Raw genomic sequence first — 25,513 nt, 5'->3', positions numbered from 1 at the left:
ACCACAAGCAAGGAACTTAAAGTGACCCCCGTCACCTGTCAAGGGGTGCTGTGACTCAGCTCAGGCGGCGCTCGAGGTGAACCGTGATCGCGTCGCCCTCCTCCTTGCCGATCTCGCGACGGATCTTCGCGGCGACCGGGAGCTTGTGCGTCCCGTCGCCCAGGGCCATGAAGGAGCTGGTGAACGGCACTCCGTCCATGGTCCCGGAGACCTTGACGAGGCCACGGGTGCCGAAGAACTCGGCGGACCCGTCGAGCACGACGTACGTCCACCCGCCCTTGGCCTCGCTCCGCCGGAGCACGGCGGTGAAGGTGGTGTCGAGCGGACCTGCGGTGGCGGACATGGCGTTTCCCTTCAATCAGTGGAGAAGGCCCAGCGCAACGGCGATGAGCACGAGCTTGAGGAGCCAGTCGCCGGCGTGGATCGCCGCGGTCTGCCACGGCACGCGCTCCCAGATGATCGATCCGGTGAGCAGCACGACGGGGAACGCGATCCAGAGCACGAGAGCGAGCGCGAGAGCGCCCGGGAGCCCGAGGAGGTCGGATCGCTCGGCGATCCAAGCGAACCCCGCTGCGACGACGACGGTGCGGACCAGTTCGGCGGCGACCTTCGGCGGCCCCGGCTTCCCGCGATCGAGAGCCCGCTCCCCGAGCGCCCGCTGCTCCACCGGCGAGAGGAGCACGTAGTAGACCGAGCTCAGAACGAATGCCGCGAACGCGGCGACGACGATACCTGCGACGATCACGACGTCCTCCTTTTAGTACTAATGAGTACCCTACGCCCGCGTCCGAGTACTGTCCAGTACTATTTCGGCATGAACACGGCACAGGGCACACCCCGGCTACGCGGTCGCCCGGGCGGCCGCAGCGGCGCCGACCTGCTCGCCGTCGCGCGGGACCTGCTCCTCGACCGCGGCTTCGCGGGCACGACGATGGACGCCGTCGCCGCCGGTGCCCGCATCTCCAAGCAGACCCTCTACCGGCAGTACCCGTCGAAGGACGACCTGTACGCGGCCGTCGTCCGGGATTGGGTGGACCGCGGCCGCGACGCGATGCGGCCGCACCTCGACGCGCTGATCTCGACCGACGACGCCGCCCGCGGGCTGCGCGCCCTCGCCGGCACTCTGCAGGCGGGCGTCCTCAGCGGCCCCGTCCTGCGGATGCGCGCCCTGGTCGCGGCCGAGGCGGAGCGCTTCCCCGAGGTCGCCGACGACTACGTGCGGCGCAGCTGGGATCGCAATCAGGAGCTCCTCGCCGACGCCTTCGCACGCCTGGCCGCCCGCGGCCTGCTGCGCATCGACGATCCCGCCGCCGCGGCCGAGCAGTTCACCTGGCTCGTCCTGGCGGCGCCGCTCAACCGGCTCACCCTCACCGGCGGCCGGTCGCGCCCTACGCAGCAGGAATTGGACGCCGTCGCCGACGAGGCGGTCGCGACGTTCCTGGCCCGCCACGCGCCGGCCGGCGCCGGTGCCTGAGCGGGCGCTCGGGCCCGTCGGCGCGTGTCGGACCGCGCCAATACACTGGATCGGTGCCTGACGCCGCCCCCTCCCCCGTCCCCGCCCTCGCCGGACTGACCAGGGCGGTCGCCGCCGATCCGGACATCGCCGCCTTCGCGGAGGCGGCGGGCAGGCCCGACCTCACCGTCACCGCGGTCGACGGTGCGCGTCCCTTCCTCGTCTCGGCGCTCGCGGACCGCGCGCCCGTCCTCGTCGTCACGGCCACCGGGCGCGAGGCCGACGACCTGACCTCCGAGCTGCGGGAGATGCTGGGCGACGGTGCCGTGGCCCAGTTCCCGAGCTGGGAGACGCTGCCGCACGAGCGCCTCTCCCCCGGCGCGGACACCGTCGGCCGGCGGCTGCAGGTGCTGCGCCGCCTGGCCCACCCGGAGGACGCGCAGTACGGCGAACCCCTGCGGGCCGTGGTGGCGACGGTCCGCTCCCTGGTGCAGCCGATGGCCCCGGGCCTGGGCGACGCACCGTCGATCACGCTGCGCGAGGGCGTCGAGCACGACTTCGACCAGCTCATCGAGACCCTCGTGGAGCTCGCCTACACGCGGGTCGACATGGTGGGCAAGCGCGGCGAGTTCGCGGTGCGCGGCGGCATCCTCGACGTGTTCCCCACCACCACGGATCTGCCGGTGCGCGTGGAGTTCTGGGGCGACGAGATCACCGACCTGCGCGCATTCTCCGTCGCCGACCAGCGCTCCCAGCCCGAGGTCGAGGTGGGCACCGTGCACGTCTACCCGTGCCGCGAGCTGCTGCTCACCGCCGAGGTCCGGGAGCGGGCAGCGGCCCTGAAGGCCGATCACCAGAACGATGCCGCCCTCCTCGAGATGCTGGAGAAGCTGTCCCAGGGCATCCCGGTGGAGGGCATGGAGGCGCTGATCCCCGCGCTCATCCCGGGCGAGCTGCAGCTGCTGACCGACGTCCTGCCCGCGGGCGCGCACACGCTGCTCCTGGATCCCGAGAAGATCCGCACCCGCGCAGCCGATCTCGGCCGCACCGGCCAGGAGTTCCTCGAGGCCTCCTGGACCGCGGCGGCGCTCGGCTCCGCCGCGCCGCTGGACCCGTCGGGGATGAACCTGGGCGCCAGCGCCTACCGCGCGCTCGACGAGGTGCACGACTCCGTGTCCGCCGCCGGGCGCCCGTGGTGGACAGTCTCGCCGCTGGCGGCGGGGCCGGACGAGGGACCGGACCACCTCACCGTCCGCGCCGAGCACGCCCCCGCGCCACGGGGTTCCGAGTCCGAGGCGGAGAAGCTGTTCGCGACGCTGCGCGCCCACGCCGCAGCCGGCGGCTCCGGCGTCATCGTCGTGGCCGGTCAGGGAACCCGCGCCCGCATCCTGGAGCGGCTGCGCGAGGCGGAGGTCCCCGCCACCGAGCTGGACGCGGGCGCCGCCCCGAAGCCGGGCACCGTCGGGGTGCTGCGCGGCAGCCTGCAGACGGGCCTCACCGTGCCGGCCGAGAAGCTCGTGCTGCTGGCCGAGCCCGACCTCACGGGCAACCGGGTCGCCGGCGTCGGCGACGGCCGGCGGCTGCCGGCCAAGCGCCGCAACCAGGTCGACCCGCTGGCCCTGACCGCCGGCGACCTCGTGGTGCACGACGAGCACGGCATCGGCAAGTTCGTCGAGATGATCGAGCGCACCGTCGCCGGCGCCCGCCGCGAGTACCTGGTGATCGAGTACGCCCCCGGCAAGCGCGGCCAGCCGGGCGACAAGCTGTTCGTCCCGATGGAATCGCTGGACCAGCTCTCCCGCTACGTCGGCGGCGAGATGCCGGCGCTGTCGAAGATGGGCGGCAGCGATTGGCAGAACACCAAGCGCAAGGCGCGCAAGGCCGTCCGCGAGATCGCGGGCGAGCTGGTGCAGCTCTACGCGGCCCGCAACGCCGCACCCGGCCACGCCTTCGCGCCCGACTCCCCGTGGCAGCGCGAGATGGAGGACGCCTTCCCGTTCACCGAGACCGTGGACCAGATGACGGTGATCGGCGACGTGAAAGCCGATATGGAGAAGGCGGTCCCGATGGACCGCGTGGTCATCGGCGACGTCGGCTACGGCAAGACGGAGATCGCGGTGCGCGCCGCCTTCAAGGCCGTGCAGGACGGCAAGCAGGTCGCGGTGCTCGTGCCGACGACGCTACTCGCGCAACAGCATCTGAAGACCTTCGAGGAGCGGATGCAGGGCTTCCCCGTCACGGTCAAGGGCCTGTCCCGGTTCACCGACAAGCTGGAGACGCGGGCCGTGCTCGAGGGCCTCGCCGACGGCAGCGTCGACGTGGTGGTGGGCACGCACCGGTTGCTGCAGACCGGCGTGCGCTGGAAGGACCTGGGCCTCGTGATCGTCGACGAGGAGCAGCGCTTCGGTGTCGAGCACAAGGAGCACATCAAGGCGCTGCGCACCAACGTCGACGTGCTCACCATGAGCGCCACGCCGATCCCCCGCACGCTGGAGATGAGCATGGCGGGCATCCGGGAGATGTCTACCATCCTCACCCCGCCCGAGGAGCGCCATCCGGTGCTCACCTACGTGGGCGCGTACGACGACAAGCAGGTCGCGGCCGCCATCCGTCGCGAGCTGCTGCGCGACGGCCAGGTGTTCTACGTGCACAACCGGGTCAGCTCGATCGACCGGGCCGCCAAGCACATCCGCGACATGGTGCCCGAGGCGCGCGTCGTGGTGGCGCACGGCCAGATGGGCGAGGAAGCCCTGGAGAGCACCGTGCAGGGCTTCTGGAACCGCGAGTTCGACGTGCTCGTGTGCACCACGATCGTCGAGACCGGCCTGGACATCTCGAACGCCAACACCCTCATCGTGGAGCGGGCCGAGAACCTCGGCCTCTCGCAGCTGCACCAGCTGCGCGGGCGGGTGGGCCGCTCCCGCGAGCGCGGCTACGCCTACTTCCTCTACCCGTCGGAGAAGCCGCTCACCGAAACCGCCTACGACCGGCTGGCGACCATCGCGCAGAACAACGACCTCGGCGCCGGCATGGCGGTCGCGATGAAGGACCTCGAGATCCGCGGCGCCGGCAACGTTCTCGGCGCCGAGCAGTCCGGCCACGTCGCCGGCGTCGGCTTCGATCTGTACGTGCGGCTCGTCGGCGAGGCGGTGGAGGCCTACCGCGCCGCCGCCGACGGCAAGCCGATCACCGTGCCCGAGGAGCAGAAGGAGGTGCGCATCGACCTGCCGGTGGACGCGCACATCCCGCCCGACTACGTCACCAGCGACCGGCTGCGCCTCGAGGCGTACCGCAAACTGGCCGCCGCGCACGACGATACGGCCGTCGCCGAGGTGCTCACCGAGCTCACCGACCGCTACGGCCCGCCGCCGGTGGAAGTGGAGCGGCTCGCCGCGATCGCGCGGCTGCGCTCCCTCGCGCGGGACGCGGGCGTCACCGAGATCACCGTGACCGGCACCAACCTGCGGATCGCACCGATGGAACTGCTGGACTCGCAACAGATGCGGCTCAAGCGGCTCTACCCCGGCGGCTCCTACCGCGCCGCGACCCGCACCATCACCTTCCCGCTCCCCCGCGTGGGCGGGGGCGGCGTCGGCAGCGAGCGGGTGCGCGACATCGACGTGCTGCAGGCCGTCGCCGACTTCCTGGCCGCCATGGCGGGCAAGGGCGCCGGCTACTGGCGGCTCGACCAGCCGCCCCGCGCCGTCGCGGCGGCGGAGGCCCCATGAGCGGCGGACGCGGCACCGTCGTGCTGCTCAACCCCGCTGCGCCCACGCTGCTGCCCGTCGCGGCCCTGGGCCGGCTCACCGGCCCCGTGCACTACACGGAGGAGCTGCCGGTGCGGCTCGCGTGGCACCTGCCCGACGGCCGTCCCGTGCTCGGCGCGGAGGCCCCGGCGGGCGCGACCCTGCTCACCTCCGACGAGGCGCATCCCGCCGCGGCCGCCCTGCGGGCGGCGGGCGCCGACGTGATCGTCGCGCCCCGGCCCGCCGGGCTGGCGGTGCTCGACACCGTCGACCTGATCGACCGGCTGCGGCGCGAGGGCCCGTGGGAGTCGGAGCAGACGCACGCGAGCCTGCTGCGCTACCTGGTGGAGGAGACGTACGAGGTGGCCGACGCCGTCGCCGCGCTCGACGCCCCCGAGGACGGCGCCGCCGCCGCGGCCGAACTGCGCAGCGAACTCGGCGACCTGCTGCTGCAGGTGGTCTTCCACTCCCGGATCGCCGAGGAGGGGGCGCACCCCTTCGACATCGACGACGTCGCCCGCACCCTTGCCGCCAAGGTCCGTCGGCGCACGCCGCACCTGGCCGACGGTGCCGAGGTCGACGTGGCGACGCAGGCCGAGAACTGGGAGCGGCAGAAGCGGCTCGAGCGCGGCGAGCGCGCCTCCGTCCTCGACTCGATCTCCCTGGCCCAGCCCGCGTTGGCGCTGGTGGCGAAGGTCTTCGAGCGCCTGCGCACCGTGGACTTCCCGGCCGAGCTGGTCCCGGACGACGTGCGCACCGTCACCGTCGACCCGGCGGAACCCGACGCGGCGTACGAGCTGGACTACCGGCGGCGCGTCCTGGCGTTCATGGATCGGGTGCGCGAGGCCGAGGCCGTGATGGCCGCCGACGGGGTAGAATCGTGGGTCACCGCCTGGGGCGACGGCCACGCCGGGAACCCCGAGGCACAGCCCGGACGTTGAGATCGCGTCCCCAGTTTTCGGCGAGAGAGTTCACGGCGAGGTCATGGTCAGTTCCCGTATGCGCGCGGCGTTCGTCGTCGGTGTCGCGTCGACGGTGCTCGCCGGGTGCGGCGCGATCGACCCGCGCCCCGAGATCCCGCAGGGCATCCCGCCGGGCGCGGGCGCTCCCGTGCCGCTGATCAACGTGAACGGCCCCGGCCGCACGTCCGATCTGCTCCGCGACTGGGCCACGCCCATCAGCGTCGCCACCGGCATCCCGGTGATCTCGCTGGAGGCGTACGGCAACGCGGCCGAGGCGCTGCGCCAGCGCACGCCCGAGTGCGGGATCGCGTGGACCACGCTGGCCGGCATCGCCTTCATCGAGAGTAAGCACGGCACCTACCACGGCGCGACGATCGCGCCCGACGGCAAGGTCTCGCCGCCCATCCGCGGCGTGCCGCTCGACGGGACGAACGGGAACATGGAGATCCGGGCGACCGGGACCGACCCGCACCGCCCGAACGCGAAGTTCGACGCGGCGATGGGGCCGTTCCAGTTCATCCCGGAGACCTGGCAGCGGTTCGGCGTGGACGCCAACGGCGACGGCAAGGCCGACCCGGACAACATCGACGACGCCGCGATGACCGCGGCGCGGTACCTGTGCGTCTCGGGCAAGGACCTGACCACCGCGAGGGGCTGGGAGAAGGCCGTGATGGTCTACAACCAGTCCCGCCAGTACGTCCTGGACGTGCGCGACGCAGCGGCCGCGTACTCGGTGAACGTGCAACCGTAGCCGCTAATCGGCTGCTACCCGGGTGGATTCGAGTTCCGCACGCAGGGCTGCGCACTCGTCCTCGAGGGCCAGGATGCGCTCGACGCCCGGGAGGTTGACGCCCGTGGCGACGAGCTCCGTGATCCGGCGGATGCGGGCGATGTCGTCCTCGCTGTAACGGCGGGTGCCGCCCGCGGTGCGCTGTGGCCGGATCAGGTGTCGCCGCTCGTACAGGCGCAGCGTCTGGAGGCCGACCTGAGAGAGCTCGGACGCCACGGAGATGCTGTACACGCCGAGATCGGAGCGCACGCGATGCGTCTGGGTCATCGCACTCCTCCTTCGCACCCGTCTGCGTCCCGCTCCCACTACTGTGTCACGCGGGAGCGAAAACCTGATGCCTTCACTGTAGATCCTGCGGGCCGCCGCCGGTGGGACCACCCGCCGTCCCCCGCGGATCCGATCCACGGGGGACGGTCAGGTGTGCGGGACCTCGGCCAGGGGCGGCAGGTCCCCGACGGCGGCGTCGAAGGCGTCGATCAGCCACGCCGCGGAGCGGTCGGCGATCAGCACGGCCGCACCGTCGTCCAGGGCACCGTCGAAGAACCGGACTCGCCACGGCGCTCCGGCGTCCTCGTCAGCGAGGCCGATGACGGCGTCCGTGTTCGTCGCGAGCAGGTACCGCCCGAGTTCGAAGTCGACGCGCAACGCGTACTGACCGTCGAGGTTCTCGACCCGCGCGCTCCGCTGCGTCGACACCTCCAGCGCGTGCAGCGCGTCGGTGTAGCGCCCGGTGAACTCTGGCCTGCGGGGCACGGCGTCTCGATTCTGCTCGACCTACCGCGGCCGCGATCCGGGCCGGGCGGCCCACGTTACGCGACCCGCGCGCGCTTCTTCCTGTCCGCCACCGCGGCGGACGCCTCGTCCCGCAGGGCGTGCAGGCGATCCCCGGCCTTCTCGGCGAAACCGGCGGCGGCGTCCGCCGCTTCGGCGAGCACCGGCCGCGCGCGGTCGACGGCGTCGTCGACCACCGGCTTGACCTTCTCCGCCGCGTCGGCGATCGCGGGCCTCGCCTTGTCGACGGCGTCGGCGATCGCCGGTTTCGCCTTCTCGACGGCGCCCGTGACCGCGGGCTTCGCCCTGCCGATCGCAGTGGCGCCGTATTCCTGGGCCGCGTGCGCGCGATCCTGCCAGGTGGCGGGGTCGTCGTGGCCGCCGGGCGTGATCGCCGCGACGGTGTCGGAGACCCGCTCGGAGGCGCGTTCCGCGGCGCGGCGGGCACGCCACGTGACGCCCGGCCTGCCCTCGGTGTCGAAGCCCGCGATCAGCAGGCCGCCGAGCAGTGACAGGTTCTTCACGAAGTGCAGCTGCTGCTCGCGCCGGGCCTCCGGGTCCGACTCGGCCCAGAACGGGTGGTCGACGGCGGTCGCGGGCACCAGGGTGCCCGCGAGGGCCAGCGCGGCGGCCCGCGGAGCCCGCCCGGTGGCGAGCAGCAGGCCGCCGCCGAGCTGGACACCCGCATTGATCCGCACCCAACTCCGGGCGCTCGTCGGGATCGCCGCCGAATCGGGCAGGGACTCAGTGGCCTTCTCCACCAGCGGGGCGACGGTGTCCGCCTTCCGCCCCGGGTCGCTCGTCAGGCCGGTGTACCCGGTGTAGACGAAGATCGAACCCAGCAGGGGTCGCGCGATCCGTCGAATCATGTCCAGCTCCCATCGTCGGTCTCGGGCCGTCACTTGCCCGAGAGCTTGTCCTTCACCTCGTCGACGCCCTCCTTGACCTTGTCGGCGGCGCCGGCGATCTTGTCCTTGATCGAGGCCTCGGCCTGGTCGCCGCGCCCCTCCTGCTTGAGCTCGGGGTCGTCGAAGGCGGTGCCGACGGTCTCCTTGGCCCGGCCCTTGATGTCCTGTGCCTTGTTCTTGGCGTCATCGGCGAAGCTCATCGTGCTCTCCTTCATGTCGGGGATTGCCTGTGCTGCTCGACGGCCGGATCAGCCGATCGGGGCGGCTGCCGTGTACAGGACGAGGGGAACCATCAGCCCCAGCGCCAGTAGCAGCAGTGCCACGATCACGACCCCACCGCGGGGGTGGACGACCAGCGGCGGAGCCGCCTCGACGGGGTGGCGCGGGACTCGTGCCGGGGTGGCTCGGAGGTCGTTCATCTCGCACTCCCATCTGAAAATCTATGTCGTGTCGAACAGATTTCACGTTATGGGCGATGCCTATTCCTGTCAACGGTTGCACCAGAAAAGACGATTCAACGCCGGCAGAACGCGCCGCCACCTGCGGTTTGTCGACGATGTGCGCCTCGTCACACGGCCTGACAGCGCAGTCCCACGGCCCTGGCACCGGATCCCCAGGTTCGGGGCGCACCGTCGAACCATGACCATCAGCCGAAAGACCCTCGCCGCGGCCGGATTCCTCGCGATCTCGGCCCTCCCCCTCAGTCCCGCCGTCGCCTCCGCCGACACTCCATCGATGTACGACACGTGCTCCGCCGAACAACAGGGACGGGACATCACAACCGCCGACGGCGACACGCTCCGGTGCGTGAACATCGACTCGGGCTCCGGCTACTACTGGGAGGAACCCAACTGACCTGATCGCCGCGCTCCCGTCCCCCGGCGCGCGATCCCGCCGAGGCGCGGGCCGCTAGACCTCGAGTCCGGCGGCCCGCGCCTGCTGCTTGATGCGGCTCATCTCGGAGACGTTGCCGATGATCGCGATCCAGTTGTAGACCAGCAGGGAGATCAGTCCCCACCAGCCCGCAAGCAGGTTGTGGGTCTGCGCCGCTCGGTAGGCGGCCCGGATCTGCTCGTAGTCGCCGGTGGCGTAGGAGTCCTGCCACTGCGCCAGGATGAGCAGCCCGGTGTGCTTGCGGAACTTCGCCTGGAAGACGGGGCCCTGCGGGTAGGTCTGCGGTTGGGCGTAGGGCTGCTGTGGATGCCCCTGCTGGGCGTAGGACTGCTGGGCGTAGGGCCGGCCGGCGGGCTGCTGCGCCGGGTTCTGCTGGTACGGATTCATGGACTCATCACGCCACGTCGGACTTGCGGTCGCCTTGCGCCGGGGTTGGTGCGCGGGACATTTCGGGCGAACCGGCACCGGTTCCGGAACCCGTTGCGGGCCGGATAGCGTGGAGCCATGCGCATCTGGTCCGTCCACCCCCGCTACCTCGACCGGCAGGCACTCATCGCGTGCTGGCGCGAGACGCTGCTCGCGCAGGCGGTGCTCGCGGGCCGCACCAAGGGTTACACGCGGCACCCGCAGCTGGAGCGCTTCCGCGCGACGCCGGATCCGCTCGCCGCGGTCGGTGCGTACCTCGCGGCCCTCGCCGACGAGGCCGACGCCCGCGGCTACACCTTCGACCGCACCCGCATCGACGAGCCGGACGCGACCGTCGCACCCATCGACGTGACCGACGGGCAGCTGGACCTCGAGTGGGCGCACTTGCGGGCGAAGCTGAAGACGCGGAGCCCCGAGGTGGCGGAGCGGTGGGCTGCGGTCGAATCACCGGAAGGGCACCGCAGCTTCCGGACGGTGCCGGGCCCCGTCGAGCCGTGGGAGCGGGCACAACTGCCCTGACGCCGCGTACTGCTCTCCCGCCAGGACTCGAACCTGAAATGTCTGAACCAAAATCAGAAGTGTTGCCGATTACACCACGGGAGACCGGGCCCGGGCTGGCGCGCGGAACCGTCGCCCAGCATTGTGCCACGGACGCTCCACCGCGGCGGTTCTCGTAGGATTGCGCCGACTCTCGACGCGAACGCACGACACGGACGACACCTCAGGAGCAGCGATGGCGAACGGAACAGCGGTGGTGATCCTCGCCGCGGGCGCGGGAACGCGGATGCGGTCGAAGACACCGAAGGTGCTGCACGCGATCGCGGGCCGCACCCTGCTGGGGCACGCGCTGCACGCCGCCGCGGGCACGAAGCCGGAGCACCTCGTCGTGGTCGTCGGCCACGACCGGGACCGGGTCTCCGAGGCCGCCCTGGCCACCGCCGGTGAGTTGGAGCACGAGATCCTCGTCGCGGTGCAGGAGCAGCAGCGCGGCACCGGCGACGCCGTCCAGGCGGGCCTGAGCGCCCTCCCCGCCGACTTCGCCGGCACCGTCATCGTGACGGCCGCCGACGTCCCCCTCCTCGATGCCGCGACGCTGCGGGAGCTCCTCGCCACACACACCGGCGGCCACGGCGCGGCGGTCACCGTGCTGACCACCGCGGTCGCCGACCCGTCCGGCTACGGCCGCGTGCTGCGTACACAGGACGGGCAGGTCACCCAGATCGTCGAGCAGAAGGACGCGACGCCCGAGCAACTCGCGATCACGGAGATCAACTCCGGCGTGTACGCCTTCGACCACGCGCAGCTCGTCGCCGCGCTCGCCCAGCTTCGACCCGACAACTCGCAGGGCGAGCTGTACCTGACCGACGTGATCGGCATCGCCCGCGCGGCCGGCCAGCTGGTACGCGGCGACCACGTCGACGACGACATGCTCGTCGCCGGCTGCAACGACCGGATCCAGCTCTCCCAGCTCGGCCGCGAACTGAACCGGCGGATCGTCGAGCGGCACCAGCTCAACGGGGTCACCGTCGTCGACCCCGCGAGCACGTACATCGACGTCGACGTCGAGATCGCGCCCGACGTCGTGATCCAGCCGGGCACGCACCTGCGCGGCGCCACCGTCGTCGCCGAGGACGCGGTGATCGGCCCCGACACCACGCTGGTCGATACCGAGGTGGGCGCCGGCGCGACGGTGCTGCGCAGCGAGGTGCACCTGTCGGTCATCCGCGAGAACGCGACCGTCGGGCCGTTCAGCTACCTGCGGCCGAACACCGACCTCGGCCCGAAGGGCAAGATCGGCGCCTTCGCCGAGACCAAGAACGCGCAGATCGGAGCGGGCAGCAAGATCCCGCACCTGAGCTACATCGGCGACGCCACCATCGGCGAGGGCAGCAACATCGGCTGCGCGACGGTGACGGTGAATTACGACGGGGTGAACAAACATCGAACGGTGATCGGCGACCACGTGCGCATCGGATCCGACACGATGCTCATCGCGCCGGTGGAGGTCGGCGACGGCGCGTACAGCGGAGCGGGTACCGTGATCAAGCGCGACGTGCCGCCGGGAGCCCTGGCGGTCTCCGCCGCGGATCAGCGGAACATCGAGGAATGGGTCCTGCACCGGCGTCCGGGCACGAGCTCGGCCGAGGCGGCCCAGCAGGCTATCGCGAGGATTGACGAGCAGTGAGCAACTGGATCGATAACCAGAAGAACCTGATGCTGTTCTCGGGGCGTGCCCACCCCGAGCTGGCGCAGCAGGTCGCCGACGAGCTCGGTGTGCAGGTCACCCCGCAGACGGCTCGCGATTTCGCCAACGGCGAGATCTTCGTGCGCTTCGAGGAGTCGGTGCGCGGCAGCGACGCCTTCGTCCTGCAGAGCGCCCCGTACCCGGTCAATCAGTGGATCATGGAGACGCTGATCATGATCGACGCGCTCAAGCGCGGCTCGGCGAAGCGGATCACCGCGATCCTGCCGTTCTACCCGTACGCCCGCCAGGACAAGAAGCACCGCGGCCGCGAGCCGATCTCGGCGCGCCTGATCGCGGACCTGTTCAAGACCGCGGGCGCCGACCGGATCATCACGGTCGACCTGCACACCGACCAGATCCAGGGCTTCTTCGACGGCCCCGTCGACCACATGCACGCGCAGACCATGCTCGCCGACTACGTGCGCGAGCACTACGGCACCGAGAACATGGTGGTCGTCTCCCCCGACGCCGGCCGCGTCAAGGTGGGCGAGAAGTGGGCCGACGCCCTCGACGGTGCGCCCCTGGCCTTCGTGCACAAGACCCGCGACCCCAACGTCGCGAACCAGGTCAAGAGCAACCGCGTCGTCGGTGACGTCGCCGGCCGCACCTGCGTCCTGATCGACGACATGATCGACACCGGCGGCACCATCGCCGGCGCCGTGGGTGTGCTCAAGGAGGCCGGCGCGAAGGACGTGATCATCGCGACCACGCACGGCGTCTTCTCCGAGCCCGCCACCGAGCGCCTCGCGAACTGCGGCGCGCGCGAGGTCATCGCGACCAACACGCTGCCGATCCCGCCGGAGAAGCACTTCGAGACGCTGACCGTGCTCCCGATCGCGCCGCTGCTGGCCCGCACCATCCGCGAGGTCTTCGAGAACGGCTCGGTCACGAGCCTGTTCAACGGCAACGCGTAACGACTCGTTCGAGGGCGGCGGTCACGGGATCATCCCGTGACCGCCGCCTTCGTTCGTCACGGACTAGATTGGCCGGTATGGACGCGACGATCTACCACAACCCCCGCTGCACCAAGTCCCGCCAGGCGCTGGCCCGGCTGGAGGAGGCCGGCGCGACGGTGACGGTGGTCAAGTACCTCGACCAGGTGCCGTCGAAGGCGGAGCTGACGAAGCTGATCGCCGACGCGGGGCTCACCGTCCGGCAGGCCGTCCGCACCCGCGAGGCGGAGTACAAGGAGCTCGGCCTCGCCGACGCGACCGACGACGCCCTGCTCGACGCGATGGTCGCGCACCCGAAGCTCATCGAGCGCCCCTTCGTGGTGACCGCCAAGGGCACGCGCATGGCGCGGCCCACCGAGGCCGTCGACGAGATCCTGTAGCGAAGGGCGATGCTCTTCCGGCAGCTCGAGTACTTCGTCGCCCTCGCGCGCGAGCGGCACTTCGCGCGCGCGGCCAGCGCCTGCTACGTCTCCCAGCCGGCGCTGTCCGAGGCGATCCGCAAGCTCGAGCACGAGCTCAAGGTGCCGCTCGTGCTGCGCGGCTCCTCCTTCGAGGGACTGACCCCCGAGGGCGAGCGGCTCGTGCCCTGGGCGCGCCGCATCCTCGCCGACCGCGACGCCCTGGAGCACGAGGTCACCGCCCTGCGCACGGGCCTCACCGGGGAGCTGAGCCTCGGTGTGATCCCCGCGGCCGCCACCTCCGCGGCGCTGCTCACCGACCCGTTCTGCGCCGCCCACCCGCTGGTCCGGGTCCGGGTGTGGGCCGGCCTGCGCTCCGCCGACGTGGTCGAGCGCATCCGCCGGTTCGAGCTGGACGCCGGCATCATCTACCCCGAGGGCGTCGACGTCCGCGATCTGTCCGTGACGACGCTGTACACCGACCGGCTCGCCCTCCTCGCGCGCGAGGATCTCCTCCCCGACGGTGACGGACCTTGTTCGTGGGCGGACGCCGCGCAGCTGCCGATGTGCCTGCTGCACGAGGGCATGCACGGGCGCGACCTCGTCGACGCCGCAGCGCGGGCGCACGGGGTGCGGCTCTCGCCGCGGCTCGAGGCGGACTCGGTGGCGACGCTCCTCGCCATGGTGGGCGCCGGTCGCTGGGCGTCGATCGTCCCGCGCGCGTGGATCGCGACGTACCGCGCACCGTCGGGGACGCGGACCGTCGAGCTGGAGGGCACGGAGGATCTCGCCACCTCCGTGGCCCTGGTGCGGAGCGCGAGCGAACCGGAGTCGCCCCTCGCGCGCGCCCTGGCGGAGAGCGCGCACCGCGCCGACTGAGCGCCCGCCTGCGGTGATCGGCGGCGCCTATCGGGCGAGCGGATCCCCGTATTGGACGCGCGCGACGGGACGCGCGACAGTGGATGCAGAGGGACGAAATCCATTCTCCCCCTCGCCCATTCAAGGAGTAGTCATGGCGAAGATCCTGTGTGTCCTGTACCCCGACCCGGTGACGGGCTACCCGCCCGAGTACGCCCGCGATTCCATCCCGATGATCGAGGCCTACCCCGGCGGGCAGACCATCCCCTCCCCCGCCGCGATCGACTTCACGCCGGGCGAGCTGCTCGGCTGCGTCTCCGGCGAGCTGGGCCTGCGGAAGTACCTCGAGGCGGCCGGCCACGAGCTGATCGTCACGTCGGAGAAGGACGGCCCCGAGTTCGAGCGGCACCTGGCCGAGGCCGAGGTCGTCATCTCGCAGCCCTTCTGGCCCGCGTACCTCTCCGCCGAGCGCATCGCGAAGGCCCCGAACCTCAAGCTGGCGCTCACCGCAGGCATCGGCTCCGACCACGTCGACCTGGACGCCGCCATCAAGGCCGGCATCACCGTCGCCGAGGTCACCTACAGCAACTCGATCAGCGTCGCCGAGCACGCCGTGATGCAGATCCTCACGCTGGTCCGCAACTTCGTGCCCTCGTACAAGTGGGTCGTCGAGGGCGGCTGGAACATCGCCGACTGCGTCGAGCGCGCGTACGACCTCGAGGGCATGGATGTGGGCATCATCGCCGCCGGCCGCATCGGCCAGGCCGTCATGCGACGCCTCGCCCCCTTCGGCGTGCGGCTGCACTACTTCGACACCCGCCGCCTGCCGCTGGAGCTCGAGCAGGAGTTGAACCTGACCTATCACGAGTCGGTGGAGTCGCTGGTGCGCTCGGTGGACGTCGTGGACATCCACGCCCCGCTGCACCCGAAGACGTACCACATGTTCGACGCCGAGTTGCTGTCGACGATGCGCCGCGGCTCGTACATCGTGAACACCGCGCGCGCCGAGATCGTGGTCCGCGACGACGTCGTCGCCGCGCTCGAGTCCGGACAGCTCGCGGGCTACGCCGGCGACGTCTGGTTCCCGCAGCCGCCGGCCGTCGATCACCCGTGGCGCACCATGCCGCACCACGCCATGACCCCGCACGTCTCCGGCACCACGCTCTCCGCGCAGGCCCGGTACGCCGCGGGCACCCGCGAGATCCTCGAGGACTTCTTCGCGGGGTCGGCGATCCGCGACGAGTACCTCATCGTCGATGGCGGCGCACTGGCGGGCGTGGGCGCGAGCTCGTACACGTCCGACGGTTCCGCGAGCCCGGGCGCGCAGGTCTGATCGCCGACGGTGCGCGGCCCCGGCCCGGGCGGCGGCTCAGCCGCGCCGCTCCGCCGGGCTGCGCACCAGGAGCGCGACGGCGACCCCGACCACCACGCCGATCACGGTGTCGACGCCGCGGTAGAGCAGCATCCGCACCGGATCGGTGGGGTCGGCCAGCTCGGTCATCAGCATGATCAGCGGGGTGAAGAAGCCGATCGCGACGGCGTAGTGCCGCGCCATGTAGAGCTCCGTCGGGAACAGCAGCGCGATCGCCACGAGCGCCAGCGCGGTGGGCCCGGGGTCCAGCGCCAACAGCGCCGCGGCCACGGCGAGCCCCACGAAGGTCCCGATGGTGCGGTGCGTCGCGCGGGTGATCACCAGCCCCGTCTCCGCGTCGGAGGGCCGGCCCGCGTCGATCACCGCGAGCGGGACGGCGGCGGCGGCCATCGCCCAATTGGCGTGGTCGACGCCGATCAGCACGCCCGCGGTGCCCGCGATGCCGACGGCGAGGGCGTAGCGCAGCGCGTGGATGCCCACCCCGGGCGCGGGGCGCCGGAGGACCATCGCGATGCCGTCCCACCAGGGGCGGCCCCGGAAGGGATCGGGCCGGCCGATCGCGCCGACGACGATGGCGAAGACCACCGTCGCGGCGCAGATCGCCAGCGCCTGCCAGGGCGGGGCGAGGCCCGCCGGGAGGGTCGCGGTCGCGCCCATCGCGAACAGGAAGAAGAACGGTCCGGCGGGGCGCAGCCGCACCGCATCGGACAGGACGGAGCAGACGGTGGCGAAGACGACGCCGACGGCCACCAGCACCCAGGGTGGTGCCTGATGGTGCGCCAGGGTGATCCCGAGCGCCTCCCCGGCGATGAGCAGGCCGCCGGCCTGCACCTGGTGCACGATCCGCGGCCGGCCCTGCTCGCCCCGCCCGTACATGCCCGCGAAGGCACCGAACTCGGCGTAGATCAGCAGCTCGGGACGCCCCCAGGCGATGAGCACCAGGCCCGGGACGAGGAGCGCGATCGCGACACGGAGGGCGTGGCCGCCGTCGCGCAGGTCCGGGCGGTAGCGCTCAGGAAGACTCATCCGAGCCGGACGCCGCACGCGGGGTCAGGCGTACGCGGCGAACACCGCGGCGAGGATCGCGCACACGGCGGCGCCGCTGACCGCGCCGGCGGCGAGGAGCGCGTTGGTGGTGTAGGTGGCATCCGAGGCGGGCCGGCGGGGCGTGGAGATCACGCACGCGGCGACGACGCCCGCGAGCGCTGCCACCGCCAGTACCACCACTACGATCCACGTCATCTTCGACTCCCTCCGGTCCTGTGAACACCACCCATTACCGTCGAATCGGATTCGACGACGGGGCACGGACCATCATCGCACGCGCGGCTTTTCGCGTCCCGCTGCGCCGATCGTTCTTCCCCACCGCACCGTCCAGACCTGAGTTAGGGTGAAAAACGTGGTCCCGAATCAAGTAGTGATCTCGCCGTTGACCCAAGCCGCGATGTTCGTCGTGGTGACGATCGAGCGGGGCCGCGAGGGCGACGTCCACGACGCCCTCGACAACCTCTCCGGGCTCACCCGCTCGGTGGGCTTCCGGTACCCCGAGAAGCTTCTCTCGCTCACCACCTCGTTCGGCTCCGACGCCTGGGACCGGCTGTTCTCCGGGCCCAAGCCGAAGGGCCTGCACCCGTTCGCCCCGCTCGACGGTCCGCGGCACCGCGCACCGTCGACCCCCGGCGACATCCTGTTCCACGTCAAGGCGAGCACCCTGGACATGTGCTTCGAGCTGTCCTGGCGGATCCTCGAGGCGCTCGGCGACGCGGTCACCGTGGTCGACGAGGTGCACGGCTTCCGGTTCTTCGACGACCGCGACCTGCTCGGCTTCGTCGACGGCACCGAGAACCCCGCCGGCGCAGCGGCCGTCGCCGCCACCGCGATCGGCGACGAGGATCCCGATTTCGCCGGCGGCAGCTACGTGCACGTGCAGAAGTACCTGCACGACATGGCCGCGTGGCGCGCGCTCTCCGTCGAGGAGCAGGAGCGCGTGATCGGGCGGAGCAAGCTCGAGGACATCGAGATGGCCGACGACGTGAAGCCGGCGAACTCGCACATCGCGCTCAACGTGATCGAGGACTCCAGCGGTGAGCAGCTGCAGATCGTGCGGCAGAACATGCCCTTCGGCGAGCTCGGCAAGGGCGAGTTCGGCACCTACTTCATCGGCTACTCGCGTGACCCCGGCGTCACGGAACAGATGCTGCACAACATGTTCATCGGCTCCCCGGCGGGCAATACCGACCGGATCCTCGACTTCTCGACCGCGCACACGGGATGCCTGTTCTTCACCCCGTCGGGCGACTGGCTGGACGCGCCGCCCGACCTCCCCGCCGCCGACGGCGCACCGTCGGCGGAACCGACCGCAACGACCATCTCCGCCCATACCGAGGGCTCGCTCGGCATCGGCGGCCTCAAGGAAGGCACACGATGAACAACCTGCACCGTCACCTCGCACCCGTCACCCCCGAGGCCTGGGAGGAGATCGAGACCGAGGCCTCCCGCACGTTCAAGCGGAACATCGCCGGCCGCCGCGTCGTCGACGTCACCGGCCCCGACGGGCCCGAGGCCGCCGCGGTCGGCACCGGTCGCCTGCTGCCGGTCGACGGCCCCGCCGAGGGCGTGCAGGCGCAGCTGCGCGAGAGCCGGCCGCTGGTGCGGCTGCGCGTCCCCTTCACCGTCTCCCGCGACGCCGTCGACTCCGTGGAACGCGGCGCGCAGGACGCCGACTGGGACCCGGTGAAAGCCGCCGCGAAGCAGCTCGCCTACGCCGAGGACCGCGCCGTCTTCGAGGGCTACGCCGCCGCGTCGATCGCCGGACTGCGCGCCTCCTCGTCCAACAAGGCCATCGCGCTGCCGAGTGACCCGATCGACGTGCCCGACGCCGTCGCGAGCGCGCTGGAGGACCTGCGGCTCGCGGGCGTCGACGGGCCGTACTCGGTGCTGCTCTCGGCCGACGTCTACACCTCGATCAGCGAGACCACCGACCACGGCTACCCGATCCGCGAGCAGCTCAAGCGGCTGGTGGACGGCGAGATCATCTGGGCGCCCGCGATCGACGGCGGCTTCGTGCTCACCACCCGCGGCGGCGACTACGAGCTGCGGCTGGGCACCGACGTGGAGATCGGCTACCTCAGCCACGACGCGACGACGGTGCAGCTGTACCTGCAGGAGACCTTCACGTTCCTGGCCTACACCGCGGAGGCGTCGGCCCCGCTGACCTCCTAGAACACCGCTCCACCCTCCCCACCGATAACCGAAGAAAGGCACCCCCATGAGCGAACTCGACGGCGTTTTCGACGACATCTTCCAGCGGTTCTTCGGCAATTCGGTGGGGAGGCCCGCGACGGCGCGCGTGGACCTGAACCGCCTGCTCAACGAGCAGGCGAAGACTCTGCTCGCCGAGGCGCAGGTGGCGGCGTCCGACTGGGACACCCCGGAGATCACCCCCGAGCACCTGCTCTACGCGGCCGCGATGAACGAGCCCACGCGGGACGTGCTCGTCCGGCTCAAGCTGGACCCCGACAAGGTGGCCGCCGCGATGCAGGCCGCCGCGCAGGCGAGCGCGAACCCGTCCACCATGGACGGCGCACCGTCGCTGAGCCCCGCGTCGCGGCGAGCGCTGCGGGTGGCGCAGCAGCACGCCGCGCAGAACGGGCAGTCCTACGTCGGGCCCGAGCACATCCTGCTCGGCATCGCCGACAACCCCGACACCGTTGCCGCACAGGCGCTCTCCGGCGGGGGCATGGCCGCCGGCCAGACCCCGGGCAAGCCCGGCAAGGCGGGGAAGCCCGGCAAGGCCGGCACCGCCGGGCAGGCCCCGCAGCAGGAGAGCACGACGCCGACGCTCGACGAGTACGGTCGCGACCTCACCGCCGAGGCCCGCGCGGGCAAGGTCGATCCCGTGGTCGGCCGCGCCGAGGAGATCGAGCAGACCATCGAGATCCTCTCCCGCCGCCGCAAGAACAATCCGGTGCTCATCGGCGACCCCGGCGTCGGCAAGACGGCCATCGTCGAGGGCCTGGCGCAGCGGATCGTCAACGACGACGTGCCGAAGACGCTCGCCGGACGGCGCGTGATCGCCCTCGACGTGAGCTCCATGGTCGCGGGCAGCAAGTACCGCGGCGAGTTCGAGGAACGGCTGACCAAGGTGCTCGACGAGGTGCGCGAGCACTCGGACGAGCTCGTGGTGTTCATCGACGAGCTGCACACCATCATCGGCGCGGGCGGTGGCGGCGAGGGCTCCATGGACGCCGGCAACATGCTCAAGCCCGCGCTCGCGCGGGGCGAGCTGCACGCCATCGGCGCCACCACCATCGACGAGTACCGCAAGTACATCGAGAAGGACGCCGCCCTCGAACGCCGCTTCCAGCCGGTGATGGTCAGCGAGCCCTCGGTGGACGACACCATCGAGATCCTGCGCGGCCTCATCGACGTCTACGAGGAGCACCACCAGGTGCGCTACGAGGACGCCGCCCTCGTCGCCGCCGCGGAGCTCTCGGACCGCTACATCACCGACCGGTTCATGCCGGACAAGGCGATCGACCTCGTCGACCAGGCCGGCGCACGGGTCCGCCTGCGCACCAAGACCCCCGACGCCGACACCCGCTCGATCGAGGACGAGCTCGGCGCGCTGCGCCGCGAGAAGGACAGCGCCGTCGAGGGCGAGGACTACAAGGCCGCCGACGAGCTCAAGGAGAAGATCGCCGACGCCGAGGAGCGGCTCGCGGCCGCGGGCGGCGGCGAGGCCGAGCCGGAGGTCACCGTCGTCGACATCGCGGAGGTCGTCTCGCGGCGCACCGGCATCCCCGTGGCGGACCTGACCTCCGAGGAGCGGGAGAAGCTGCTGCGCCTCGAGGACGACCTGCACGACCGCGTGATCGGCCAGGACGAGGCCGTGCTCGCCGTCTCCGAGGCCGTGCGCCGCGCCCGCGCCGGGCTCAAGGACCCCGGCCGGCCCATCGGCTCTTTCCTGTTCCTCGGCCCGACGGGCGTCGGCAAGACGGAGCTCGCGAAGGCGCTGGCCGCCACCGTCTTCGGCGACGAGGACCGGCTGATCCGGTTCGACATGAGCGAGTTCCAGGAGAAGCACACCGTCTCGCGCCTCGTGGGCGCCCCTCCCGGCTACGTGGGCTACGAGGAGGCCGGGCAGCTCACCGACAAGGTGCGGCGCCAGCCCTACTCCGTGATCCTCTTCGACGAGGTCGAGAAGGCCCATCCGGACGTCTTCAACGTGCTGCTGCAGCTGCTCGACGACGGCCGCGTAACCGACGCGCAGGGCCGCACCGTCGACTTCAAGAACACGATCGTGATCCTGACGTCGAACATCGGCGCCGACCTGATCCTGGACGCGCCGGAGGACGACTTCGAGTCGGTCATCCCCCAGGTCAAGGACCGGCTGCGGGCGCACTTCCGGCCGGAGTTCCTCAACCGCATCGACGACACGGTGATCTTCCACCGCCTCGACAAGGCGCAACTGCGCAACATCGTGGAGCTGATCCTCGACGGCACCCGACGCCTGCTGCGCGCCCAGGACGTGGAGCTGGACGTGACGACGACGGCGGAGGACTGGCTGGCCGACGAGGGCTTCCAGCCCCAGTTCGGCGCGCGCCCGCTGCGCCGCACGGTGCAGAAGGAGCTCGACAACCGCCTGTCGTCGATGCTGCTGCGCGGCGACGTCCGCACCGGAGACACCGTCCGCGTGGACGCCGACGACGACGGCCTCGTGCTGTCGGTCGTGGAGAAGCACGCCGACGGGTCGGTGTCCGAGGGCTCCCTGCCCGCGGACGACGCGAAGGAATCGGAGAAGGAGAAGGCATGAGCGACAACGACGATCTGTCCTCGCTGGCCGAGACGCCGGACGAGGCCGCCGCCGAGGCGCAGCAGGCGGAGCTCGACGCCCGCGAGGCCGTGGGCGCCGACCTCGATGACGACGGCGAGAACGTCATCGCCGAGGAGGAGGGCATCTCCTAGGGGTGAGCTGGTTCGACGCGTGGTGGCGGCTCGAGGTGATCGGCGCCGGGAAGGGGCCGCTCCTACTGAGTTTCGTCGCGTTCGTGGTGACCTTCGTCGCGACGCGGTCCGTCACGCGGATGATCCGCGCCGGTCGCGGTCCGTTCCACAACCTGAGCAGCGGCGGGGTGCACCTGCACCACTCCACTCCCGGGATGGTTCTGCTCGTGGCCGGCGCGTTCACCGCCGTGGGCGCCGCCGGGCGCGCGCCGTGGGCCTACCTCGCCGCGCTGCTCGTCGGCGTGGGCGCGTCGCTCGTGCTCGATGAGTTCGCGATGATCTTCCACCTCAAGGACGTGTACTGGTCGCAGGAGGGGCAGCTGTCCGTCAACGTGGTGACGCTGGCGGCGGCCTGCGTCGGGCTGGCCGTGGTCGGGGTCTCCCCCGCGAACGTCCCCGGGCTGGGCGACACCGAGCGGTGGGTTCGGGGCGGCGTCGCCACGCTGCTCGTGGCGCACCTGTTGCTCGTCGCCGTGACCGCGCTCAAGGGCAAGTACCCGACGGCCCTCGTCGGGCTGTTCGCCTGGCCGGTGGCGTGGGTCGCCGCCGCCCGGATCGCCCGCCCGACCGCACCCTGGGCCCGGTGGTTCTACTCCCCCGCGAAGACGGACCGGGCCCGGCGGCGTGACCGGGAGTTCGCCGCGCGCTGGGGTCCCGTCCGGCAACGCTGGGACGACCTCATCGGCGGGCGGCCGTCCAGCTAGCCCGAGGGGTGGTCGTCGCGATGGACGGTCGTGCGGCCGCCACCCGACTCCTTGCTCCGCCGGAGGGAACCGTCCGCCGACTCGATGACCGAGACGAAGAACCTGCTCCGGTCGTCGAAGGTCCGTAACACCGCGGGCTCCGGGAGCAGTACCGAGGCGATGCCCGCGCTGAACGACATCCGTTCGCCGCCCGCCAGCGTGGGCAGTCGCTCCTGCACGTCGTGCAGGACCGCCGCCACGGCGGGCGCACTCAGGGGCGACACGACGGCGAATTCGTCCCCGCCGACTCTGGCGACCAACGACTCCCGGAGGGCCGATCGCTGCAGCGCGACCGCCACCGCCCGGAGCGCGGCATCGCCCGCCAGATGCCCGTAGGCGTCGTTGACGTGCTTGAACCGGTCGACGTCGATCATGCACACCGAGAACCGCCCGACCGTCGACCGCATCAGCTCATCGACCGAATCCCGGAACCCGGTCCGGTTGAGCAGTCCGGTCATCGCGTCGGTCGACGAGGCCGTCAGGCTCGCCCGGATCAGTTGCTTGAGCTGCCAGGTGTACAGGTAGTTGAGGATCACGACACCGCCGATCCCGAGGATGCTCACCGCGACCTGGGCGCTCACGGCGAGCGGGGTCGCGCCGTACACCTGGATCACACGAATCCCCAGGTAGATGATGACGATGCTGGAGAAGGCGAGATGCAGCGCCAGGGCGCGCGTCGTCAGGAAGTGCGCCGCGTAGGCGCCGACGGTCGCGAACAGCACGGTTCCCGCCAGCGCCGCGGCCGGGCTCTCGTACAGGACCAGGATGCTGGACACCACGACGTCCGCGTACAGGACGAACACCCTGCTGATCATCTTCCGGCGCGGGCACGGATTCCACCACAGGGACGTGATCGGAAAGCGACTGACGGCGATGGCGGCGGGGACCCCCGTCAGGCAGAGCAGGGCGAGCGCGACCGCCCGGGCGGTCGAGTCACCCGCCCCCTCGGGGGTGAAGATCATGACGGCGCCGAAGACTCCGACGCACAGGGTGAAGCCGGCCACCGAGTAGCGCCAGACGACGTCGCTGACGACCGCGTGACGCCTCAGCCGATTGAACGCCAGCCCGAGCTCGTCGGCGTTGCCGTCGGGGTGGCTACCGGAGGTCTCCATGATGGCGCCGAGGGTAGCAAAGGTAAACGCTTGGTAATGACACGTAAAAGTTTTCTTGACCGTTATGGGAAGGTTCGCCCGACCAGCGGGAACCTGTCACGGCCGACTCAGACCAAGGTGTCGCGGAAGAGCTGGATGACGTCGTCGAGGGCCTGGCGGGTGGGCTGGCCGGGCTCGTCGATGAGGTGCTCGGTGAGCACCGAGTGGGGCGGCGTCAGGGCTTCGGGGTTGGCGTCCGCGTCGTCGATCTCGACGGCGATGAAGCCGTCGCCCAGCTGCTCTCGGAGGAAGTCGAAGCGCTCGCCGGGCACCATGAAGTCGCCCTTGAACCGCAGGCCCATCACCTTCAGCCCCTGCTTCGCGCACCGAACCTTCACGGTGTCCAGGTCCTGCGGCGAGATGTCGATGGTGCGGCCGGTTCCGGGGATGGGCCGGAAGGGCAGCGACGGCTGGCTGAGCACGGGAGCGAGCATGACGTCGTCGACGGCCATGCCGAGCGCGAAGCCGCCGGTGAAGCACATACCGACCGCGCCCACGCCCCGCCCGCCGCAGCGCTCGTGTTCCTGCCGCGCGAGGGCGCGCAGCCAGGTCACCACGGGCGAGGACTTACCCGTGGCGAGGATGGTGAACTCGCGGCTGACGCACAGGTTCGCGGCGAGCTTCGCCATGCTCTTCGCGGTCCCCGCGTAGCCGATCGCCTTCGGGTTCGCGGCATCCAGGCCGGGCGTGCCGAAGAGGTGCGGCAGCACGGCCGTGAATCCGGCGTCGACGACCTTCCGGGCGAAGTCGAGCACCTTGGGGGTGATCCCGGGGATCTCGGCGATCACGATCACCGCCGGACCCGTGCCCTTCCGGTAGACGTCGTGGGTCACCCCGACGTCGGTGAACGACTCCTTCGTGAAGTCGGTGAGGTTGGCGGCGGCTTCTGCTTTCAGGTCCACCGCACCATCGTGCCCGACTGTCAGAGAAGACGCTGCGCGACGGCCTCCAACGCCGGCCACGGGTCGTCGCCGAGCGCCTGGACGGCGACGTGGTCGGCGCCGGCGTCCAGGTGCGCGCGCACGCCGGCGGCGACCGTGTCGCCGTCGCCGTGCACCGCGAGGACGTCGACGAGGCGGTCGCTGCCGGGCCGCTCGAGGTCGGCATCGTCGAATCCGAGGCGCCGCAGGTTCGCGACGTAGTTCTGCAGCCGGAGATAGAAGTCGACGGTCTTGCGGCCCAGCTCGCGGCCGCGGGCGTCGTCCTCGTCGAGCACGATCTTCTGCTCGGGAGCGAGGAGCACCCCGTCGCCGAGGATCTCGCGCGCGCTGCGCGTGTGCTCGGGCGAAGTCAGGTAGGGGTGGGCACCGGCGGTGCGGTCGGCGGCGAGCCGCAGCACCTTCGGGCCGAGGGCCGCGAGCACCGTCTGCGCCTTCGGCACGCCCTCGGCGGCGAGCACGTCCAGGTAGTCGACGAGCGCCTGGTACGGGGTGCGGTAGTCGGCACTGGCCTCGCGGTGCCCGGCGCCGATGCCGAGCACGAACCGGCCCGGATACTTCTTCTCGATGCGGTGGAAGGCGGCGGCCGCGGACCGCGCGTCGTCCTGCCAGATGTTGAGGATGCCCGTCGCGACGACGAGATCCTCGGTCGCGTCGAGGAGCGGGTCGACCACCGCCAGGTCGCCGCCGGGCGAGCCGCCCAGCCACAGCGTGCCGTAGCCCAGTTCCTCGGCCCGCGCCGCGAAGGCCCCGTCGACCAGTGCGGCGCCGCGCCAGATCCCCAACTCACCGAAAGCCGTCATGGCCGGTGCAACACCACCCACGGCGGGATCCATTCCCTCTCGGATCACGGCGCGTCAGATCACGGCGCGCGGCAGGGTGGGCCGGGCGCCGTGATC

29 protein-coding genes and 1 tRNA gene are annotated in these 25,513 nt (G+C 71.4%); 16 read left to right on the top strand and 14 right to left on the bottom strand.

Annotated elements, in window-relative coordinates; genetic code table 11:
* Window positions 1–55 precede the first annotated feature (55 nt).
* Together ACM9LD_RS16060 and ACM9LD_RS16055 are read right to left on the bottom strand one after the other, a co-directional pair.
* Window positions 56–343 carry a DUF1905 domain-containing protein gene (locus tag ACM9LD_RS16060; protein ID WP_224645800.1) on the bottom strand — a complete coding sequence of 96 codons (288 nt, stop codon included), beginning with the start codon at window positions 341–343 and terminating at the stop codon, window positions 56–58.
* 15 nt (window positions 344–358) lie between these two features.
* Window positions 359–745: a DUF1761 domain-containing protein gene (locus tag ACM9LD_RS16055; RefSeq protein WP_415677589.1), complete on the bottom strand. Its 387-nt coding sequence runs from the start codon at window positions 743–745 to the stop codon at window positions 359–361.
* 69 nt (window positions 746–814) lie between these two features.
* Between ACM9LD_RS16055 and ACM9LD_RS16050 the strand changes: the two genes are divergently transcribed.
* The 4 genes from ACM9LD_RS16050 to ACM9LD_RS16035 are packed head-to-tail and all read left to right on the top strand — an operon-like array spanning window position 815 to window position 6,912.
* Window positions 815–1,474 carry a TetR/AcrR family transcriptional regulator gene (locus ACM9LD_RS16050; protein ID WP_415677588.1) on the top strand — a complete coding sequence of 220 codons (660 nt, stop codon included), beginning with the start codon at window positions 815–817 and terminating at the stop codon, window positions 1,472–1,474.
* A gap of 53 nt (window positions 1,475–1,527) precedes the next feature.
* The gene (gene mfd, locus ACM9LD_RS16045) at window positions 1,528–5,181 is read left to right on the top strand and encodes a transcription-repair coupling factor (protein WP_415677587.1); all 3,654 of its coding nucleotides are present in this window, start codon (window positions 1,528–1,530) and stop codon (window positions 5,179–5,181) included.
* The gene (locus tag ACM9LD_RS16040; protein ID WP_415677586.1) at window positions 5,178–6,140 is read left to right on the top strand and encodes a nucleoside triphosphate pyrophosphohydrolase; all 963 of its coding nucleotides are present in this window, start codon (window positions 5,178–5,180) and stop codon (window positions 6,138–6,140) included. Before mfd ends, ACM9LD_RS16040 begins: the two co-directional genes overlap by 4 nt.
* A gap of 43 nt (window positions 6,141–6,183) precedes the next feature.
* On the top strand, window positions 6,184–6,912 hold the full coding sequence (locus ACM9LD_RS16035) for a lytic transglycosylase domain-containing protein (protein ID WP_415677585.1): 729 nt from the start codon (window positions 6,184–6,186) through the stop codon (window positions 6,910–6,912).
* A gap of 3 nt (window positions 6,913–6,915) precedes the next feature.
* On the opposite strand, the gene ACM9LD_RS16030 is transcribed toward ACM9LD_RS16035, so the two are convergent.
* The 5 genes from ACM9LD_RS16030 to ACM9LD_RS16010 form a co-directional block, all read right to left on the bottom strand.
* Window positions 6,916–7,218 (bottom strand): MerR family transcriptional regulator, encoded by a 303-nt coding sequence (locus ACM9LD_RS16030; protein ID WP_415677584.1) that lies wholly within the window; start codon window positions 7,216–7,218, stop codon window positions 6,916–6,918.
* A 147-nt stretch (window positions 7,219–7,365) separates the two neighbouring features.
* Window positions 7,366–7,704 (bottom strand): hypothetical protein, encoded by a 339-nt coding sequence (locus ACM9LD_RS16025; RefSeq protein ID WP_415677583.1) that lies wholly within the window; start codon window positions 7,702–7,704, stop codon window positions 7,366–7,368.
* Between the two features lie 56 nt (window positions 7,705–7,760).
* Window positions 7,761–8,591 carry a DoxX family membrane protein gene (locus tag ACM9LD_RS16020; protein WP_415677582.1) on the bottom strand — a complete coding sequence of 277 codons (831 nt, stop codon included), beginning with the start codon at window positions 8,589–8,591 and terminating at the stop codon, window positions 7,761–7,763.
* A 29-nt stretch (window positions 8,592–8,620) separates the two neighbouring features.
* Window positions 8,621–8,830, bottom strand: a complete 210-nt coding sequence (locus tag ACM9LD_RS16015) for a CsbD family protein (RefSeq protein ID WP_415677581.1) — start codon at window positions 8,828–8,830, stop codon at window positions 8,621–8,623.
* A 48-nt stretch (window positions 8,831–8,878) separates the two neighbouring features.
* Window positions 8,879–9,049, bottom strand: coding sequence for a hypothetical protein (locus ACM9LD_RS16010; RefSeq protein ID WP_415677580.1), 171 nt, complete (start codon window positions 9,047–9,049; stop codon window positions 8,879–8,881).
* A gap of 220 nt (window positions 9,050–9,269) precedes the next feature.
* On the opposite strand from ACM9LD_RS16010, the gene ACM9LD_RS16005 reads away from it, so the two are divergent.
* Window positions 9,270–9,485, top strand: coding sequence for a hypothetical protein (locus ACM9LD_RS16005; protein ID WP_415677579.1), 216 nt, complete (start codon window positions 9,270–9,272; stop codon window positions 9,483–9,485).
* 54 nt (window positions 9,486–9,539) lie between these two features.
* Here ACM9LD_RS16005 and ACM9LD_RS16000 read toward each other — a convergent pair whose 3' ends face one another.
* The gene (locus ACM9LD_RS16000) at window positions 9,540–9,911 is read right to left on the bottom strand and encodes a hypothetical protein (protein ID WP_415677578.1); all 372 of its coding nucleotides are present in this window, start codon (window positions 9,909–9,911) and stop codon (window positions 9,540–9,542) included.
* Window positions 9,912–10,028: 117 nt separating this feature from the next.
* Between ACM9LD_RS16000 and ACM9LD_RS15995 the strand changes: the two genes are divergently transcribed.
* The gene (locus ACM9LD_RS15995; RefSeq protein WP_415677577.1) at window positions 10,029–10,469 is read left to right on the top strand and encodes a pyrimidine dimer DNA glycosylase/endonuclease V; all 441 of its coding nucleotides are present in this window, start codon (window positions 10,029–10,031) and stop codon (window positions 10,467–10,469) included.
* A gap of 12 nt (window positions 10,470–10,481) precedes the next feature.
* Here the strand turns inward: ACM9LD_RS15995 and ACM9LD_RS15990 are convergent.
* Window positions 10,482–10,553: transfer RNA gene (locus tag ACM9LD_RS15990), tRNA-Gln, on the bottom strand.
* A 130-nt stretch (window positions 10,554–10,683) separates the two neighbouring features.
* Here ACM9LD_RS15990 and glmU point away from each other — a divergent pair.
* The 5 genes from glmU to ACM9LD_RS15965 all read left to right on the top strand — a co-directional run bounded on the left by glmU (window position 10,684) and on the right by ACM9LD_RS15965 (window position 15,737).
* Window positions 10,684–12,135, top strand: coding sequence for a bifunctional UDP-N-acetylglucosamine diphosphorylase/glucosamine-1-phosphate N-acetyltransferase GlmU (gene glmU / locus ACM9LD_RS15985; RefSeq protein WP_415677576.1), 1,452 nt, complete (start codon window positions 10,684–10,686; stop codon window positions 12,133–12,135).
* Window positions 12,132–13,109 carry a ribose-phosphate diphosphokinase gene (locus tag ACM9LD_RS15980; RefSeq protein WP_415677575.1) on the top strand — a complete coding sequence of 326 codons (978 nt, stop codon included), beginning with the start codon at window positions 12,132–12,134 and terminating at the stop codon, window positions 13,107–13,109. The genes glmU and ACM9LD_RS15980 overlap by 4 nt, the downstream gene beginning before the upstream one ends.
* 77 nt (window positions 13,110–13,186) lie before the next feature.
* Window positions 13,187–13,528: an arsenate reductase (glutaredoxin) gene (gene arsC / locus ACM9LD_RS15975; protein ID WP_415677574.1), complete on the top strand. Its 342-nt coding sequence runs from the start codon at window positions 13,187–13,189 to the stop codon at window positions 13,526–13,528.
* A 9-nt stretch (window positions 13,529–13,537) separates the two neighbouring features.
* Window positions 13,538–14,425: a LysR family transcriptional regulator gene (locus ACM9LD_RS15970; RefSeq protein WP_415677573.1), complete on the top strand. Its 888-nt coding sequence runs from the start codon at window positions 13,538–13,540 to the stop codon at window positions 14,423–14,425.
* Between the two features lie 133 nt (window positions 14,426–14,558).
* A complete protein-coding gene (locus tag ACM9LD_RS15965; protein ID WP_415677572.1) occupies window positions 14,559–15,737 on the top strand; it encodes an NAD-dependent formate dehydrogenase in 1,179 nt (392 codons plus the stop codon).
* Between the two features lie 36 nt (window positions 15,738–15,773).
* On the opposite strand, the gene ACM9LD_RS15960 is transcribed toward ACM9LD_RS15965, so the two are convergent.
* On the bottom strand, window positions 15,774–16,802 hold the full coding sequence (locus ACM9LD_RS15960; protein ID WP_415677571.1) for an FUSC family protein: 1,029 nt from the start codon (window positions 16,800–16,802) through the stop codon (window positions 15,774–15,776).
* A 24-nt stretch (window positions 16,803–16,826) separates the two neighbouring features.
* Complete coding sequence (locus tag ACM9LD_RS15955; protein ID WP_415677570.1) at window positions 16,827–17,018, bottom strand: hypothetical protein; 192 nt, start codon at window positions 17,016–17,018, stop codon at window positions 16,827–16,829.
* 148 nt (window positions 17,019–17,166) lie between these two features.
* Here ACM9LD_RS15955 and ACM9LD_RS15950 point away from each other — a divergent pair, with 148 nt between their 5' ends.
* From ACM9LD_RS15950 to ACM9LD_RS15930, 5 genes are read left to right on the top strand one after another with little or no spacing between them, the layout of a single operon-like run.
* The gene (locus ACM9LD_RS15950; protein WP_415677569.1) at window positions 17,167–18,204 is read left to right on the top strand and encodes a Dyp-type peroxidase; all 1,038 of its coding nucleotides are present in this window, start codon (window positions 17,167–17,169) and stop codon (window positions 18,202–18,204) included.
* Window positions 18,201–18,998 carry a family 1 encapsulin nanocompartment shell protein gene (locus ACM9LD_RS15945; protein WP_415677568.1) on the top strand — a complete coding sequence of 266 codons (798 nt, stop codon included), beginning with the start codon at window positions 18,201–18,203 and terminating at the stop codon, window positions 18,996–18,998. Before ACM9LD_RS15950 ends, ACM9LD_RS15945 begins: the two co-directional genes overlap by 4 nt.
* A gap of 46 nt (window positions 18,999–19,044) precedes the next feature.
* Window positions 19,045–21,591: an ATP-dependent Clp protease ATP-binding subunit gene (locus ACM9LD_RS15940; RefSeq protein WP_415677567.1), complete on the top strand. Its 2,547-nt coding sequence runs from the start codon at window positions 19,045–19,047 to the stop codon at window positions 21,589–21,591.
* The gene (locus ACM9LD_RS15935) at window positions 21,588–21,743 is read left to right on the top strand and encodes a hypothetical protein (RefSeq protein ID WP_415677566.1); all 156 of its coding nucleotides are present in this window, start codon (window positions 21,588–21,590) and stop codon (window positions 21,741–21,743) included. Before ACM9LD_RS15940 ends, ACM9LD_RS15935 begins: the two co-directional genes overlap by 4 nt.
* 2 nt (window positions 21,744–21,745) lie before the next feature.
* Window positions 21,746–22,486, top strand: a complete 741-nt coding sequence (locus ACM9LD_RS15930) for a hypothetical protein (protein WP_415677565.1) — start codon at window positions 21,746–21,748, stop codon at window positions 22,484–22,486.
* On the opposite strand, the gene ACM9LD_RS15925 is transcribed toward ACM9LD_RS15930, so the two are convergent.
* The 3 genes from ACM9LD_RS15925 to ACM9LD_RS15915 all read right to left on the bottom strand — a co-directional run bounded on the left by ACM9LD_RS15925 (window position 22,483) and on the right by ACM9LD_RS15915 (window position 25,417).
* Window positions 22,483–23,637 (bottom strand): GGDEF domain-containing protein, encoded by a 1,155-nt coding sequence (locus ACM9LD_RS15925; protein ID WP_415677564.1) that lies wholly within the window; start codon window positions 23,635–23,637, stop codon window positions 22,483–22,485. The two genes, ACM9LD_RS15930 and ACM9LD_RS15925, sit on opposite strands and share 4 nt — an antisense overlap.
* 107 nt (window positions 23,638–23,744) lie before the next feature.
* Window positions 23,745–24,572, bottom strand: a complete 828-nt coding sequence (locus ACM9LD_RS15920; protein WP_415677698.1) for a dienelactone hydrolase family protein — start codon at window positions 24,570–24,572, stop codon at window positions 23,745–23,747.
* 26 nt (window positions 24,573–24,598) lie between these two features.
* On the bottom strand, window positions 24,599–25,417 hold the full coding sequence (locus tag ACM9LD_RS15915) for an LLM class F420-dependent oxidoreductase (protein WP_415677563.1): 819 nt from the start codon (window positions 25,415–25,417) through the stop codon (window positions 24,599–24,601).
* Window positions 25,418–25,513 lie beyond the last annotated feature (96 nt).

The organism is Tsukamurella hominis (assembly GCF_965137015.1).
Lineage (GTDB): Bacteria > Actinomycetota > Actinomycetes > Mycobacteriales > Mycobacteriaceae > Tsukamurella > Tsukamurella hominis.
This window is presented reverse-complemented; position numbering and strand designations above follow the sequence as displayed.